The following is a 14,902-nucleotide window of genomic DNA, read 5'->3' as shown; positions in this document are numbered from 1 at the left end:
GGCGGGACGAGTCGCAGGTCAGGGGGCGTGAGAAGAAGGACGCGCCACAGTGCACGTCCCGACGATTGTGCCCAACGCTCTGCCGCCTGAAACAGGGGCGAAACCGGATCGCCACAGAAGCCGATCACGGCCGCCTGCGAATCCATCCCGGGAGCCCGCCGACGGATGGGAATCCGCGGCTTCGGGGCCCGGATGATGAGACTAGGCCAGGCACTACGCGACGCCCATGTGTGAAACGTCACGCACTGCCCGGCATAATCATGCAAAGGTCTGGGTCATCCCACATGCCCGCCGATGAGCCAGCCGAGCAGGTACGTGACCCCGGCCGCGGTCCCGCCGAGCACCAGCTGCCGCAGCCCGCTGAACCACCAGCTGCGCGCCGTCACCCGGGACACCACCGCGCCGCACAGGAACAGCCCGGCCGCCGCCAGCACCAGCGCGGGCAGCAGCGACGTCGCGCCCAGCAGGTACGGCAGCAGCGGCAGCAGCGCGCCGAGCGCGAAGCACAGGAACGACGACCCGGCCGCCACCAGCGGCGAGGGCAGGTCGGTGGGGTCGACGCCCAACTCCTCGCGGGCGTGCACCTCCAGGGCCAGCTCCGGGTCCGCGGACAGCTGCCGGGCCACCTCGTGCGCGAGCTCCGGGTCCACCCCCCGCGAGACGTACAGCTGGGCCAGCTCGGCCAGCTCGCCGTGCGGGTTGCGGCTCAGCTCCAGCCGCTCGGCCTCGATCTCGGCCTGCACCAGCTCCCGCTGCGAGGCCACCGAGGTGTACTCCCCCGCCGCCATCGAGCAGGCCCCGGCCGCCAGGCCCGCCAGCCCGGTCAGGATCACCGTGCCGTTGGACACCGCACCGCCGACCACACCGGTCATCAGCGCGAAGTTGGACACCAGCCCGTCCACCGCGCCGAACACGGCGGGGCGCAGCCAGCCGCCGTTGACGTCCCGGTGGTGGCCAGCCGCGGGTATCCGGGGCTGGTGTCCGGCCTCGGGCTCCAAGGTGGTCGCGCTCATCGTCTCTTCCCCTCCGTCGTCGTTCGTCCGCCTTGAACGTAGCCCGCGTGACCTGGGCATTTCCAGCAAAGTAAGGCTGTCCGAACACCACTGAGGCCACCCTTCGCAAGCCTCGCGAAGGGTGGCCTCAGCCAGGGAAAGCCCCAGGTCAGATCGGGTTCTCGGCGTCCCCGCCGCTCTTGTCGGCGGCCACGGCGGCCGGTTCAGCGGCCGGCTTCGCGTCCACGGACCGGGACGGCTTCTTCCCGTCCGAGCCCTTGTCGCCCTCGCCGTCCACCTTCTTCTCGGCCTTGGCGTCGGCCTTGGCATCGACCTTGGAACCGGTCTTGGCGTCGGTCCTGGCGGCAGCCTTCGCGTCCGCCTTGCCCTCGCCGTCGGCCTCCAGGTGCGCGGCCGGGTCGATGCTCGCCGGGTCCTCCCGGCCGGGGCGCGTCTTGCCGACGATCACCAGGTACGCCACCGCGCCCAGGAACACCGCGATCGACACCCAGTCGTTCAGGCGCAGCCCGAAGTAGACGTGCGCCTCGTCGATCCGCAGCCACTCGGTCCAGAACCGGCCCACCGTGTACGCGGCGACGTACAGCGCGAACGCCCGCCCGTGGCCCAGCGTGAACCGGCGGTCCGCCCAGATCACCAGCAGCGCGACGCCGACGCACCAGAGCGACTCGTACAGGAAGGTCGGGTGGTAGACGCCGTCCACGACGGTGCCGTCCGGCAGCACCTTGTGGATCTTCAGGCCCCACGGCAGCGTGGTCTCCCGGCCGTACAGCTCCTGGTTGAAGTAGTTGCCCCAGCGGCCCAGCGCCTGCGCCAGCGCAATGCCCGGCGCGATGGCGTCGGCGTAGGCGGGCAGCGGCACGCCCCGGCGGCGGGCGCCGATCCAGGCGCCGACCGCGCCCAGCGCGATCGCGCCCCAGATACCGAGGCCGCCCTCCCAGATCTTGAGGGCGTTCCAGGGGTTCTTCCCCTCGGCGAAGTACAGTCGGCCGCCGTCGGTGATCACGTGGTAGAGGCGGCCGCCGACCAGGCCGAACGGCACCGCCCAGACGGCGATGTCACCGACCGTGTGCTTGGCACCGCCCCGGGCGACCCAGCGCTTGCTGCCGAGCCAGACGGCGACGACGACACCGAGGATGATGCAGAAGGCGTAGGCGCGCAGCGGGACCGGTCCGAGGTACAGGACGCCCCGCGACGGGCTGGGAATGTAGGCGATATCCATGGCAGCTCCGACGCTACAGGGTCGACGGGCCCGGTCGGACACCCCAGGGGTCACAGAAACCGAACAACAGCGGCCGCCGCCCCCTCCGGACGGAGAAGGGGCGGCGGCCGGGTACGGGGCTCAGCCGGCGTTCGGCGACGGGTTGTTCGCCTCCGAAGCTGCGCTGGTCGGCGCAGGCGTCTGCCCGTGCGAGCCCGCCGTGCCGAGCTGCTTGCCCTGGTTCGCGGCGTCCACCCACTTCACCAGGTTCTCCGGGGTGATCTCGTCGTTGCCGTTCTTCGGGTAGATCGGCTGGCCGTTGAGCAGCACGGTCGGGGTGGACTTGTAGCTGGACTTGTCGAAGTCCTGCTGCACCGAGGACACCCATCCGCCGTACTTGTTGTCGTTGACGCAGGCCTGGAACTCGGGCGTGTCCAGCCCGTCGACCTGCTTCGCCAGGTTGAGCAGCACGGCCTTGTTGCCGAAGGCGTCGTTGGTCTCCTCCGGCTGGTTGCGGTACAGCACGTCGTGGAAGTCCCGGAAGTGCCCGGCGTCCTGGGCGCAGGCCAGCGCGTTGGCGCCGGTCTTGGAGCCCTTGCCCGGCACGGCCCGGTCGATGAACGACACGAGGTGGTAGTTGGTGTAGATCTTCCCGGCGTCTTCCAGCTGGTCGACGGTCGCGGAGAACTCCCGCTCGAAGGTGCCGCAGGCAGGGCAGCGCGGGTCCTCGTAGACGGTCAGGACGGAGGGCGCGTTGCCCGCGCCGACCGGGATGACCAGGTTCTTGTCGCCGATCGTCCCGGCCGGGGCGGCGGTCGGGGTCTCCGGCTTGGAGCGCTCGTTCTGCACCACGACGCCGGTGACCACGGCGGCGGCGATCACCGCGAGCACGGCGCCGCCCACGATCAGCTTCTTCCTGCGCCGGGAGGAGGCCTCCTCGGCCGCCCGCTGCTCCCGCATCCGCTCGCGGGCGGTGCGCTTGCCTTCTCGGTTCTTCTCGCTCATTGCCTTGACATCCACGGTCGGGGAGCCTTCGTCGGGGTGCGGGGACGGGGGTGCGGCGGGGCCGGGGGCCGGCGGGCCGGAGGGTCAGCTCGCCAGCCAGCGGTCCACCGAGAGCCGGGTACGGGGCCGCCACAGCAGCCACCCGGCGAGCAGCAGGAATCCGGTGTCGCGCAGGATCTCCTGCAGGTACTTCGTCTGGGACTCGTCGACGTGCCCGCCGCCGCCGAAGCAGCCGCAGTCGATCGAGATCCCGCGCGCCCAGGCGGAGGCGATCCCGGCGATGAAGACGAGCAGCAGCAGTGCGGAGACCCCGGCGACCAGCCGGACGCCGAGGCCGATCACCAGCAACAGCGCGAGCGCCAGCTCCAGGAAGGGCAAGCCGTAGCCGATCGGCTTGACCAGGCCCTCGGGCAGGATCTCGTAGGCACGCACGGCCTGGGCGGCCTCCGCCGGATCGGCGACCTTGGCCAGCCCGGCCCAGCCCCACACCACCGCGAGGCCGAGCCGCACGACCGTACCGACCCACTCGCTCCAGGCCGGCACCGACGGCGTCGAGCCGCGGGGCCGCACTGCCGGGCCGGCCATCAGGGAACCCCCCTCGGGAAACACGTTCACTCCCTGACGAACCGTAAGGGATGAGGGGTGGTTCCTCCGTATTCAGGAATTAAGCCGGAAGAGTGGCGCTCTGTCCGAACAGTCCGAACGCCCGTGCGTCAGCGGCACCCCGGCATCCGCCCCGGATCGAACAGCTCCGGATACCCGTGCCCCGCCCGCTCGGCGGCGTCCCACCGCGCCGCCTCGGCACACGCGACCGCCTCCCGCTCCGCCCGCTCCGCACCCCGTTTGGCCAGGGCCTGCCCCACCTCCGCATGCGCCCCGACCGCGGCACCGAGCGCCAGCGCGGCAGCCGCCGCCCGCAGCAGAACCGCCCGATGGATACCTCGCACCGCCTCACCCCTCAGCTCGCTCGGCAACCCCCGTGCACGTCGTTCGTGCACTCGTCCCTCCACTCAACGCCGGTCAACCCCGGCTGATGCGTGTCGCCACCACGGTTCACTCGTTCGGGGCCGCCCCCCGGGTCGACACCCCCACGCCACTCCCGAAGACCGACGACCCGCCGCTCCGCGAGGAGCGACGGGCCGTCGTACGGATCAACAGCGGGTCAGCGCCTCCGGACCCCCGCCGCCAGCTCTCCGGCGAGCGCCCGCACGGCGTCCAGCGCCGCCGCCTCGTCCTCGCCCGCGGCGAGGATCCGCTTCACGAACGCCGAGCCCACGATCACCCCGTCCGCGAACCGGGCGACCTCCGCCGCCTGCTCGGCGTCGGAGACCCCGAGCCCGACGCAGACCGGCAGGTCCGTGGTGGCCCGGGTCCGGGCGACCAGGTCCTCGGCCAGCGAACCGACCGCCGACCGGGTCCCGGTCACGCCCATCACCGCGGCCGCGTACACGAAGCCGCTGCCCGCCGCCGTGACCTCGGCCAGCCGCGCGTCCTTGCTGCTGGGGGCGACCACGAACACGGTGTCCAGCCCGTGCTCGTCCGCCGCCTTGCGCCACTCCTCGGACTCCTCCACCGGCAGGTCCGGCAGGATGCAGCCCGCCCCGCCCGCGGCCGCCAGGTCGGCGGCGAAGCGCGCCACGCCGTAGCGGTCGACCGGGTTCCAGTACGTCATGACCAGCACCGCCGCCTCGGGGTGCGCCGAGGCGACCTCCTGGACGGTGCGCAGCACGTCCTTGATCCGCACCCCGCCGCGCAGCGCGATGTCGTCGGCGGTCTGGATGACGGCGCCGTCCAGCACCGGGTCGGAGTGCGGCAGGCCGACCTCGACCACGTCGCAGCCGCCCTCGATCAGCGCGTTGATCGCCCGCACCCCGCCGTCGACGGACGGGAACCCGGCCGGCAGGTAGCCGATCAGCGCGGCACGGTCCTCCGCCTTGGCGGCGGCCAGACTGGCACTCAGCTTGCCGGCACTCAGCTTCGAAGCCATGATCACTTGCCCCCGTTCCCGGCGCCGCCCGCAGAGCCGGCCCCCGGCTCGTCGTACAACCCGAAGTACTCCGCCGCGGTGTGCATGTCCTTGTCCCCGCGCCCCGACAGCGACACCAGGATGGTCGCCTCCGGCCCGAGCTCGCGCCCCAGTTCCAGGGCGCCCGCGAGCGCGTGGGCGCTCTCGATGGCCGGGATGATGCCCTCGGTACGGGACAGCAGCCGCAGCGCCTGCATCGCCGCGTCGTCCGTCACCGGCCGGTACTCGGCCCGACCGGTGTCCTTCAGCCAGGCGTGCTCCGGCCCGACGCCGGGGTAGTCCAGGCCCGCCGAGATCGAGTGCGACTCGATGGTCTGCCCGTCCTCGTCCTGCAGGACGTACGTCCGGGAGCCGTGCAGCACTCCCGGGTCGCCCTTGGTCAGGGTGGCCGCGTGCTTGGGCGTCTCGGCGCCCTCGCCGGCCGCCTCGCAGCCGATCAGCCGCACCCCGGCGTCCGGGATGAACTCGTGGAAGATCCCCATCGCGTTGGAGCCGCCGCCCACGCACGCCACGACGGCGTCGGGCAGCCGCCCGGTCCGGTCCAGCACCTGCTGCCGCGCCTCGACGCCGATGATCCGGTGGAAGTCGCGGACCATCATCGGGAAGGGGTGCGGCCCGGCGACGGTGCCGAACAGGTAGTGGGTGGAGTCCACGTTGGCGACCCAGTCGCGGAACGCCTCGTTGATGGCGTCCTTGAGGGTCCGGCTGCCGGACGTGACGGCGACCACCTCGGCGCCGAGCATCCGCATCCGGGCGACGTTCAGCGCCTGCCGCTGGGTGTCGACCTCGCCCATGTAGATGGTGCAGTCGAACCCGAACAGCGCGCACGCCGTCGCGGTGGCGACGCCGTGCTGCCCGGCCCCGGTCTCGGCGATGATCCGGGTCTTGCCCATCCGCTTGGTGAGCAGGGCCTGGCCCAGCACGTTGTTGATCTTGTGCGAGCCGGTGTGGTTGAGGTCCTCGCGCTTGAGCAGGATGCGTGCGCCGCCCGCCTCGGCGGAGAAGCGGTGCACGTCGGTCAGCGGGCTCGGGCGCCCGGTGTAGTCCTTGAGCAGCGCGTCGAGCTCTGCGGTGAAGGCCGGGTCGGTCTTGGCCTTCTCGTACTCCTCGGCGACCTGCTCGACCGCGGCGACCAGCGCCTCGGGGATGAAGCGGCCGCCGTACGCGCCGAAGTATCCGCGCGCGTCCGGCACCTGGGCACCGGGCAGGTAGTCCTTCTCGGACATGTGTTTCCCTCGGGGGGTTGTGACGACAGTGACGACGGTGACGTCCGATCGACGTCCGGTCGGCCGGGCCCGAAAACGGGCCTAGCCGCGCGTCACCCGCCATCGCCGCCCCGGCACCTGCCCGGGCTCGCAGCCGATCACGTACCGCACGCGACGCCCCAGCACCCGGCGTGCGGGTGCGCGGCAGCCGCGCGGGCGGCAACCGGGGGCGAGTCGGGCGGCGATCTTCATCGGTCTGCGTCAGTCCTTGTGCCGGACGGCGGGGTGGGCCCCGGCGGCGACCAGGTCGGCGACCGCGGCACGCGGGTCCTTGCCGGTCACCAGGGACTCGCCGACCAGTACCGCGTCGGCGCCGAGGTTGGCGTAGTTGATCACGTCCAGCGGGCCGCGCACCCCGGACTCGGCGACCTTGACGATGCCGTCCGGAATGGCGTGGGCCACGTTCTCGAAGGTGTTGCGGTCCACCTCGAGGGTCTTCAGGTTGCGGGCGTTGACGCCGATGATCCGCGCCCCCGCGTCCACCGCGCGCCTGATCTCCTCTTCGTCGTGCACCTCGACCAGCGGGGTGAGGCCGATCGACTCGGCACGCTCGATCAGCGACTCCAGGGCCGGCTGCTCGAGGGCGGCGACGATCAGCAGCGCGAGGTCGGCGCCGTGGGCGCGGGCCTCCCACAGCTGGTACGAGGTGACGATGAAGTCCTTGCGCAGCAGCGGGGTGTCCACCGCGGCGCGGACGGTGTCCAGATCGGCCAGCGATCCGCCGAAGCGGCGCTGCTCGGTCAGCACGCTGATCGCGGCGGCACCGCCGGCCGCGTAGTCGCGCGCCAGGGCGGCCGGGTCGGCGATCGCTGCCAGGGCACCCTTGGAGGGGCTGGAGCGCTTCACCTCGCAGATCACCCGGACTCCGTCGCCCTTGAGGGCGGCGACGCCGTCCTTGGCCTCCGGGGCCTTGGCGGCGCGTTCCTTCAGTTCGTCCAGGGAGACCCGGGCCTGCCGCTCGGCGAGGTCCTCGCGGACCCCTTCGATGATCGAGTCGAGCACACTCACTCAGGAGCCCCCATCTTTGTCTGCCACTTTGGACCTGCCAGTCGGCTGGATCTGCCAGCTGGCCGGCGAGAGCCGGACGGGCGACAGCCCGCCGACTCTTCGATGGTATCGGCACCCGCAGGCGCGGGGCGCATCAGCCCGGCGCGCGTCTCGCGGACCGGACGCCCCCTCCAGCGCCCCTCAGCTGCGGTTTCACCCCACCTCCACCCGATCCGGGCGCCACCTGTCGATCAGACCAGCGGCGGTGCCAACCCCGCTCCGACCGGCGAATTTCGCGCCAGGGTAAACACCACGACGAACAACGCGATCAACGCCCAACGCCGCCCCCCGACGGCGGTCGCGGGCGGCGGCCCGCCGGTCAGCGCGGCCCAGAGCCAGCGCAGCCAGAGCACCCCCAGCACGGCGAACAGCAGGACGGCGGCGGCGTTGTCGTGCAGGGCGCCGGTGAAGTCCCCGTGGGTCAGCGCGTGGACGCAGCGCAGACCTCCGCAGCCGGGGCACCACCAGCCGGTGGCGGTCAGGAACGGGCAGTCGGGGTAGTGCCCGGGGCTTTCGGGGTCCACCACCGAGACGTACGCGGTGGGGACGGCCACCGCCGCCAGCGCGGCCAGCGGCGGGCCCAGCCGGCGCAGCACGGGCGGCGGGGCGGAGGCGGTGGGGGCGGCGTTCACGCCCCGATTCTGCCCGCGCCCGGGCCCGGAGACGACGAAACGGCGGGCGCGACGCGCCCGCCGTCCGTTTGTGCGAAAGGCGTGAGGTACGGAACCGTTGTCAGGCAGCGGCACCGGCGACGGCGACGCGGGCCTCACGGGCCGCGGTCTGCTCCTCGACCGACTTGTAGACGTTGGTGCTCGCCTGCTTGCCCATGCCGGCCATCGACATGGCCTTGCCGACCACGCCACCGGCCACGACGACCGCCAGGCCCGCCCAGACGAGCAGCACCGACGGCAGGATCATCGCGACGCCCGCGATGGCGAAGCCGACGAAGGAGATGACGACGCCGGTCCAGGCGGCGGGGGTGTGGCCGTGTGCTGCTGCTGCCATCTGAGTGGTGCTCCTTGGCTCTCGGGGCCCGGCCGGGCCTGCGGGGCCGCCGGCGGGTTGACGGGTTCCATTGTGCCGGGCCACACACCGGCTCCCCAAAGCGGGTGGCGGGTCTATCGCGTCACATGTGCACGTCGGGCGGCAGCGGGGCGCTGCGAGGGCCGTCCGGCACGTGCCGCCGGGATCAGACCGCGGTGGGGTCCTCGCCGCGGTCCAGCGCCTTCCACAGGTCACCCGGTGTGTCGGCCTTCGCCGGGGCCTTGCGGGTCGGCGCCTCGTACCGGCTGCCCATGGCCGGCCAGCCACGGCCGTAGCGCAGGGTGAGCAGCCCGGCGAGGGCCAGCAGCACGCCGCCGACCAGCGCGACCCAGGGCCAGCCGGTGTGCGAGACCTCGGTGGCCGCCGAGCCGGTCAGCGCGAGCTTGCGGGCGGCCTCGGCGTCCAGGGCGGCGGTGTCGCCCGCCCCGGAGACCGCGGCGGCGGCCGCGCCGATCCCGGCGAGCAGGGTCAGCGCGCCGACCGCCAGCCGTCCGGCGCCGCGCACCGCGAACACCGCGACGGCCGCGGCGAGGCCCACCAGGGCCAGCCCGCCGGGCAGTTCGGAGATCCGGCCGCCGGTGACGGACACGTCCAGGGTGCCGGCCCGGCCCTCGGCCCAGGTCCGCCCGGCCGCGGTCAGCACCAGCACGGCGCTCAGCACGGTCAGCAGCAGCATCACGCCGAGCGTGCGCCGGCTGGAGGAGGCGGGGGCGGGGGTCTGGTCAGCGCTCACCCGTCCACTATCCCCCGACCGACGCCTCAGTCCGCACTCGGGGTCGGGAACGGCGCGGGGGACGGCGTCGGGAACGGGTCCGTCCGCAGCACCACCGTGCGCCCGCCCAGCGGCAGGAACAGGTCGTTGCCGAACGGCACCCGCTCGGCCTCCCGGTACACCCCCTCGGGGGCGGGCGCGGTGTGCACGGTGCAGACCGCCGCCGCCGGGTCGACCACCACGTACAGCGGCACGCCGCTCTGCGCGTACACCCGCCCGGCCGCCGCCAGCCCGGGCCGGGCCACCTCCAGCACCGCCTCGACCGCGGCCGCGCCGAACCGGCCGCGCTCGCCCCGCGCCGCGTCCCGGGCGAGCACCGCCAGGTCCGGGGCGAGGCCGCCGGGCGCCGCCGGGAAGTCGACCGCGACCCCGGACAGCACCCGGCCGTGGCCAGCCGGCTGCTCGCCGAGCTGCCCCGCCGCGCTCAGCACGACCTCCCAGCGCAGCTCGTCGTACGGCACCTCGGGCATCCCGGCCGCCTCCCTCACGCCTCAGGACGGTCCCGGTCAGGACAGTTCCGGCCTCCGCAGCGTATTGGCGGTGGCGACGGCGCGCAGCACGGCGGCCGCCTTGTTGCGGCACTCGGTGTCCTCGCCGTGCGGGTCCGAGTCGGCGACCACGCCCGCGCCGGCCTGCACGTACGCCGTGCCGTCGCGCAGCACCGCGGTACGGATCGCGATCGCGGTGTCGGAGTCCCCGGCGAAGTCCAGGTAGCCGACGCAACCGCCGTACAGGCCGCGGCGGGTGGGCTCCAGCTCCTCGATGATCCGCATCGCCCGCGGCTTGGGCGCGCCGGAGAGGGTGCCCGCGGGGAAGCAGGCGGTCAGCACGTCGAAGGCGGTCCGCCCGGGGGCGACCTTGCCGGTGACGGTGGAGACGATGTGCATCACGTGGCTGTAGCGCTCGATCTGCATGAAGTCGACCACCTCGACGCTGCCCGGCTCGCAGACCCGCCCGAGGTCGTTGCGGCCGAGGTCCACCAGCATCAGGTGCTCGGCGCGCTCCTTGGGGTCGGCGAGCAGCTCGGCGGCCAGCGCCGCGTCCTCCTGCGGGGTGGCGCCACGGTGCCGGGTGCCGGCGATCGGGTGCAGCATCGCCCCGCCGTCGGCGACCTTGACCAGCGCCTCCGGGCTGGAGCCGACCACGTCGAAGCCGCCCTCGGCGGTGCCGTCCGGGCCGGGGAAGCGGAACAGGTACATGTACGGGCTGGGGTTGGTGGTGCGCAGAACGCGGTAGACGTCCAGCGCGGAGGCCGGACAGGGCGCCTCGAAGCGCTGCGAGGGCACCACCTGGAACGCCTCGCCGGCCCGGATCCGCTCCTTGATCTCCTCCACCGCCGCGCGGTACGGCTCGCCGCCGAACGGCGAGTGCACCTCGCCGGGACCGGCCGGGGTGAAGGTCGCCAGGCCCGGGTCCACCGGCTTGAACAGCTCGGCCTCCATCGCGTCCAGGCGGCCCACCGCGTCCGCGTAGGCCTCGTCCACGCCGCTGGCCAGGTCGTTGTGGTTGACGGCGTTGGCGATCAGCAGCACCGTGCCGTCCGCGTGGTCGAGCACCGCGAGGTCGGTGGCCAGCAGCATGGTCAGCTCAGGGAGCTTGAGGTCGTCCGGGTTGAGGTCGGGCAGCTTCTCCAGCCGGCGGACGATGTCGTAGCCGAGGTAGCCGACCAGGCCGCCGGTGAGCGGGGGCAGGCCGTCGTCGCCGTCCCGCGGGGTGTGCAGCGCCTCCAAGGCGGCGCGCAGCACCTGCAGCGGGTCCCCGGTGGTGGGGATGCCGACCGGCGGGGTGCCGAGCCAGCGGGCGTTTCCGTCCGCGTCGGCGGTGAGCGTGGCGGCGCTGCGCACGCCGACGAAGGAGTAGCGCGACCAGCTGCGGCCCTGCTCGGCGGACTCCAGCAGGAAGGTGCCGGGCCGCTCCTCGGCGAGGCTGCGGTAGAGGCCGATCGGGGTGAGGCCGTCCGCGAGGAGCCTGCGGGTGACCGGGATGACCCGGGTGTCGACGGCGAGCTTGCGGAAGGCTTCGAGATCCATGCGCGGCGGCACCTTCTTGAGTTCTGGCCTTGGGTTCTGGCGTGGACTTGGGGGAGGTGGATCAGTGGATCGAATGCATCGGTGATCAGGAGAGCGGGAGCACGTCGGCGTCGAAGCAGGTGCGCTCGCCGGTGTGGCAGGCCGCCCCGGTCTGGTCGACCTTGACCAGCAGGGTGTCGCCGTCGCAGTCCAGGGCCACCGACTTGACCGCCTGGACGTGACCGGAGGTGTCGCCCTTCACCCAGTACTCCCGGCGGCTGCGGCTCCAGTAGGTGCAGCGGCCGGTGGTGAGCGTGCGGTGCAGGGCCTCGTCGTCCATCCAGCCGAGCATCAGCACCTCGCCGGTGTCGTACTGCTGCGCGATGGCCGGGAGCAGGCCGTCCTCGGTGCGCTTGAGGCGGGCGGCGATCTCGGGAGCCAGGGCGGTGGTGCCGGGAGTGGCGGGTGTGGTGGACATGGGGCCATTGTGTCAGCCCTCCCGCCCGTCCCGGCGGGGTCCGCCCGAACCTCCGGTCCAGGACCGTCCGCCCGTACGGGGCGAGTTCGGCCAACCGCCTGCCGGGCAGGCCATTCGTGGGCCATCCTCGTGGCCATGACCCCCGAGCAGCCGCCCGCAGCCGCCGCCCGCCCGTCCCGCGGCCTGGTCCTCACCGTCGTCGCCGTGCTGGCCGCCCTGCTCGCGGTGGTCGCCACCGCGGCGCTCTGGCCGGACGACAGGAAGCCCGCCGCCGCCCCGCCGCCGCCCACCCCCACGGCGACCCCAACGCCCACCCCGACCCCCACCCCCACCCCGACCAAGCCGCAGCCGCCGTACGCGTTCTTCCCGGTCGGCGCCTGCTTCGACCACCCCCAGCTGAGCCCGGTGATCACCCGCGCCGAGGAACGCCCCTGCACCGCCGACCACGACGGCGAGGTGATCGCCGACCTCAGACTCCCCGACAACCTCACCGGCGAGATCCCCATCGCCCTCGCCATGCGGGACGGCTGCAAGGAGGCCGAAGCCGCCGCCAAGGCCCGGCAGGCCGACGGAAAGCCCTACTACGGACGCCAGTTCGGCCCCGCCCTGGTCAACTACCAACAGGGCTGGCGGGACTACACCTGCACCCTCACCGGCAGCAACAAACAGGGCGGCCCCAAGCTCACCGGCCGGCTGCACCCCTAGGCTTGCCGGCATGTCGAACCACGCCCTCGCCGAACGCCACCGACTCGCCGAACTCCTCACCGCCGCAGGGCCGGACGCCCCCACCCTCTGCGCCGGGTGGACCACCCGGGACCTCGCCGCCCACCTGGTGATCCGGGAGCGCCGCCCCGACGCGGCGGCCGGCATCCGGATCGCCGCCCTCGCCGCCCGGACGAAGCGGGTGCAGGACGGCTACGCCGAGCGGCCGTACGAGGAACTGGTGCGACTCTTCCGGGCCGGTCCGCCGGTCTACTCCCCCTTCGCCCTGCCCGGCGCGGACGAGGCGGCCAACACCGTCGAGTACTTCGTCCACGCCGAGGACGTCCTGCGCGCGACCGACGACTGGACCGCCCAGCCCGTCCCGCCCGGCCGCGCCGAAGCCCTCTGGCGCCGCCTCCCCCTCATCGCCCGCCTCGAGGCCGGCCGCCGCTCCCCCGTCCGCCTCACCCTCACCCGCCCCGACGGCCAGTCCCTCACCGTGGGCCCCGCGGGCGCCCCCACCGTCCGCCTCACCGGCGACCCGGGCGAACTGATCCTCTTCGTCTACGGCCGTGGCGCCCGCACGCTCCTGGACGTGGACGGCGCCCCGGACGCCGTCGAGGCCCTCCGGCACGTCCTCCCGCTGCCGTAGGCCCTCTCTTTCGGATCCTTGCCGGAACCGGAATCAGCAGATCGGCGATGCCCCCTCGGCCGAGGGGGCATCGCCGGCGGGCTCGCCGTGTGGGCTCCGCTACCGGATCAGCGCTGTCCGGCTTCCGGCCTACCAGCCGCCGGAGCCGATCTCGGTGCGGGAGCTGAGGCCGCTGCCGGTGCCCTTGTAGAGGTAGAGCTTCCCGGTCTGGCCCGGGTCGGAGTCCACTGCGGCGAGGTCGCCGATGCCGTCACCGGTGAAGTCGGCGCCCGCGTAGTCGGAGATCCCGTTCCAGCCGCCGGTGCCGATTTCCACCCGGTTGCCGAGGCCGCTGCCCGTGCCCGGGTAGAGCCACAGCTTGCCGGTGGACTTCTCGGTCGCCACGATGTCGTCGCGACCGTCCTTGTTCATGTCGCCGGGGCTGACGATCTTGTTCATGCCGTTCCAGCCGCCGGTGCCGATCTCCACCCGCTTGCCGAGGGCGCCGCCGAGGCCGGGGTAGAGGAAGAGCTTGCCGGTCGAGTTCTCGCTCGCCACGACGTCGGCGACGCCGTCGCCGTTGAAGTCGCCCACCGCGGTGTTGTTCATGCCGTTCCAGCCGCCGCTGCCGAGCTCGATCCGGCCCTCGACGCCGTGGCCGTTGCCCGGGTATACCCAGAGCTTGCCGGTGGACTTCTCGGTGGCGACGATGTCGTCCCCGCCGTCGCCGTTCAGGTCGCCGACCGCCAGGTTGCTCATGCCGTTCCAGCCGCCGGTGCCGATCAGCACCCGGCTCCCCAGCTTCCCCGTCCCGGTGCCCGGGTAGGAGAACAGCTTGCCGGTCGACACCTCGACCGCCACCAGGTCCTTCTTGCCGTCGCCGTTGAAGTCACCGGCCGTCAGGTTGGTCATCCCCGGGTCGGACGGGCCCGCCGGGTACGGGTCCGCGTGGTCGGTCGAGAGCCCGGTGCCGGGGCTGCAGGTCCAGGCGCCGGCCCCCTGGTCGGCGAGGATCTTCTCGGCGATCAGGATCTGTTCCTTCTTGGTCGCCTGGTGCGGGTAGGCCGCGTACTGGGTACCGCCGTAGTGCCGCCAGTTGTACTCGGAGATCTGCAGGCCGCCGTAGTAGCCGTTGCCGGTGTTGATGGACCAGTTGCCGGTGCTCTCGCAGGCGGCCACCTTGTCCCAGGTGCTGACTGACGCGGCGTCGGCCGGGCCGGCGAGGCCGAGCGGCGCGAGCGGCACGAGGCCCAGTGCGAGGACGGCCAGGCTCTTGCGCATACGGGTCTGTCCGGACATGGGTGTTCTCCCCCTGGAGTCGGTGCGGGTGTACGTGGATTCGGGACGGTGCCGGTGTGCTTCGCGGCTCACCAGCCGCCGGAGCCGATCTCGGTGCGGGAGCTCAGGCCGCTGCCGGTGCCCTTGTAGAGGTAGAGCTTCCCGGTCTGACCCGGGTCGGAGTCCACCGCGGCCAGGTCGCCGATGCCGTCACCGGTGAAGTCCGCGCCCGCATAGTCGGAGATCCCGTTCCAGCCGCCCGTGCCGATCTCCACCCGGCCGCCCAGACCGCTGCCCGTGCCCGGGTACAGCCACAGCTTTCCGGTGGAGGTCTCCGTCGCCACGATGTCGTCGCGACCGTCCTTGTTCATGTCACCGGGGCTGACGAGCTTGTTCATCCCGTTCCAGCCACCGGTACCGATCTCCACCCGGCT

The 14,902-nt window shown here is 73.0% G+C and carries 19 protein-coding genes; 2 read left to right on the top strand and 17 right to left on the bottom strand.

All coding sequences use genetic code 11. The annotated features are described in order from the left end of the window. Window positions 1–275 precede the first annotated feature (275 nt). From ACZ3TI_RS14885 to hisI, 15 genes are all read right to left on the bottom strand, one after another. On the bottom strand, window positions 276–1,013 hold the full coding sequence (locus ACZ3TI_RS14885; RefSeq protein ID WP_465726596.1) for a VIT1/CCC1 transporter family protein: 738 nt from the start codon (window positions 1,011–1,013) through the stop codon (window positions 276–278). 148 nt (window positions 1,014–1,161) lie between these two features. Further along, on the bottom strand, window positions 1,162–2,232 hold the full coding sequence (gene lgt, locus ACZ3TI_RS14880; protein WP_465726595.1) for a prolipoprotein diacylglyceryl transferase: 1,071 nt from the start codon (window positions 2,230–2,232) through the stop codon (window positions 1,162–1,164). Between the two features lie 120 nt (window positions 2,233–2,352). Further along, complete coding sequence (locus tag ACZ3TI_RS14875) at window positions 2,353–3,216, bottom strand: DsbA family protein (RefSeq protein WP_465726594.1); 864 nt, start codon at window positions 3,214–3,216, stop codon at window positions 2,353–2,355. A gap of 84 nt (window positions 3,217–3,300) precedes the next feature. Further along, entirely contained in the window at window positions 3,301–3,801 is a 501-nt protein-coding gene (locus ACZ3TI_RS14870) for a MauE/DoxX family redox-associated membrane protein (RefSeq protein WP_465726593.1), read from the bottom strand. Window positions 3,802–3,929: 128 nt separating this feature from the next. Next, window positions 3,930–4,163 carry a hypothetical protein gene (locus ACZ3TI_RS14865; RefSeq protein WP_465726592.1) on the bottom strand — a complete coding sequence of 78 codons (234 nt, stop codon included), beginning with the start codon at window positions 4,161–4,163 and terminating at the stop codon, window positions 3,930–3,932. Window positions 4,164–4,378: 215 nt separating this feature from the next. Further along, the gene (gene trpA / locus ACZ3TI_RS14860) at window positions 4,379–5,203 is read right to left on the bottom strand and encodes a tryptophan synthase subunit alpha (protein ID WP_465726591.1); all 825 of its coding nucleotides are present in this window, start codon (window positions 5,201–5,203) and stop codon (window positions 4,379–4,381) included. A gap of 2 nt (window positions 5,204–5,205) precedes the next feature. After that, entirely contained in the window at window positions 5,206–6,468 is a 1,263-nt protein-coding gene (gene trpB / locus ACZ3TI_RS14855) for a tryptophan synthase subunit beta (protein ID WP_465726590.1), read from the bottom strand. Between the two features lie 81 nt (window positions 6,469–6,549). Next, complete coding sequence (gene trpM, locus ACZ3TI_RS14850) at window positions 6,550–6,699, bottom strand: tryptophan biosynthesis modulator TrpM (protein ID WP_396547533.1); 150 nt, start codon at window positions 6,697–6,699, stop codon at window positions 6,550–6,552. Window positions 6,700–6,708: 9 nt separating this feature from the next. Further along, window positions 6,709–7,515: an indole-3-glycerol phosphate synthase TrpC gene (gene trpC / locus ACZ3TI_RS14845; RefSeq protein ID WP_465726589.1), complete on the bottom strand. Its 807-nt coding sequence runs from the start codon at window positions 7,513–7,515 to the stop codon at window positions 6,709–6,711. A 230-nt stretch (window positions 7,516–7,745) separates the two neighbouring features. Then, the gene (locus ACZ3TI_RS14840; protein ID WP_465726588.1) at window positions 7,746–8,186 is read right to left on the bottom strand and encodes a DUF2752 domain-containing protein; all 441 of its coding nucleotides are present in this window, start codon (window positions 8,184–8,186) and stop codon (window positions 7,746–7,748) included. A 100-nt stretch (window positions 8,187–8,286) separates the two neighbouring features. Beyond that, window positions 8,287–8,559, bottom strand: a complete 273-nt coding sequence (locus ACZ3TI_RS14835) for an HGxxPAAW family protein (protein WP_465726587.1) — start codon at window positions 8,557–8,559, stop codon at window positions 8,287–8,289. Between the two features lie 184 nt (window positions 8,560–8,743). Continuing rightward, entirely contained in the window at window positions 8,744–9,331 is a 588-nt protein-coding gene (locus ACZ3TI_RS14830; protein ID WP_465726586.1) for a TIGR02234 family membrane protein, read from the bottom strand. Between the two features lie 26 nt (window positions 9,332–9,357). Next, the gene (locus tag ACZ3TI_RS14825) at window positions 9,358–9,840 is read right to left on the bottom strand and encodes a Uma2 family endonuclease (RefSeq protein WP_465726585.1); all 483 of its coding nucleotides are present in this window, start codon (window positions 9,838–9,840) and stop codon (window positions 9,358–9,360) included. A gap of 36 nt (window positions 9,841–9,876) precedes the next feature. Continuing rightward, the gene (locus ACZ3TI_RS14820) at window positions 9,877–11,400 is read right to left on the bottom strand and encodes an anthranilate synthase component I (RefSeq protein ID WP_465726584.1); all 1,524 of its coding nucleotides are present in this window, start codon (window positions 11,398–11,400) and stop codon (window positions 9,877–9,879) included. Window positions 11,401–11,485: 85 nt separating this feature from the next. Beyond that, complete coding sequence (gene hisI / locus ACZ3TI_RS14815; protein ID WP_465726583.1) at window positions 11,486–11,857, bottom strand: phosphoribosyl-AMP cyclohydrolase; 372 nt, start codon at window positions 11,855–11,857, stop codon at window positions 11,486–11,488. Between the two features lie 135 nt (window positions 11,858–11,992). Here hisI and ACZ3TI_RS14810 point away from each other — a divergent pair, with 135 nt between their 5' ends. Both ACZ3TI_RS14810 and ACZ3TI_RS14805 read left to right on the top strand, forming a co-directional pair. Then, window positions 11,993–12,562, top strand: a complete 570-nt coding sequence (locus ACZ3TI_RS14810) for a hypothetical protein (protein ID WP_465726582.1) — start codon at window positions 11,993–11,995, stop codon at window positions 12,560–12,562. A gap of 10 nt (window positions 12,563–12,572) precedes the next feature. Continuing rightward, window positions 12,573–13,211 (top strand): TIGR03085 family metal-binding protein, encoded by a 639-nt coding sequence (locus ACZ3TI_RS14805; RefSeq protein ID WP_465726581.1) that lies wholly within the window; start codon window positions 12,573–12,575, stop codon window positions 13,209–13,211. Window positions 13,212–13,340: 129 nt separating this feature from the next. Here the strand turns inward: ACZ3TI_RS14805 and ACZ3TI_RS14800 are convergent, their stop codons facing one another. Then, the gene (locus ACZ3TI_RS14800) at window positions 13,341–14,489 is read right to left on the bottom strand and encodes an FG-GAP-like repeat-containing protein (protein WP_465726580.1); all 1,149 of its coding nucleotides are present in this window, start codon (window positions 14,487–14,489) and stop codon (window positions 13,341–13,343) included. A gap of 68 nt (window positions 14,490–14,557) precedes the next feature. Beyond that, the coding region (locus tag ACZ3TI_RS14795; RefSeq protein ID WP_465726579.1) for an FG-GAP repeat domain-containing protein at window positions 14,558–14,902 on the bottom strand (345 nt) is incomplete at its 5' end.

It is taken from the genome of Kitasatospora sp. NPDC023120, assembly GCF_055560835.1.
The sequence above is the reverse complement of the archived record's forward strand: the minus strand, read 5'-3'. Positions and strand labels throughout refer to the sequence as shown.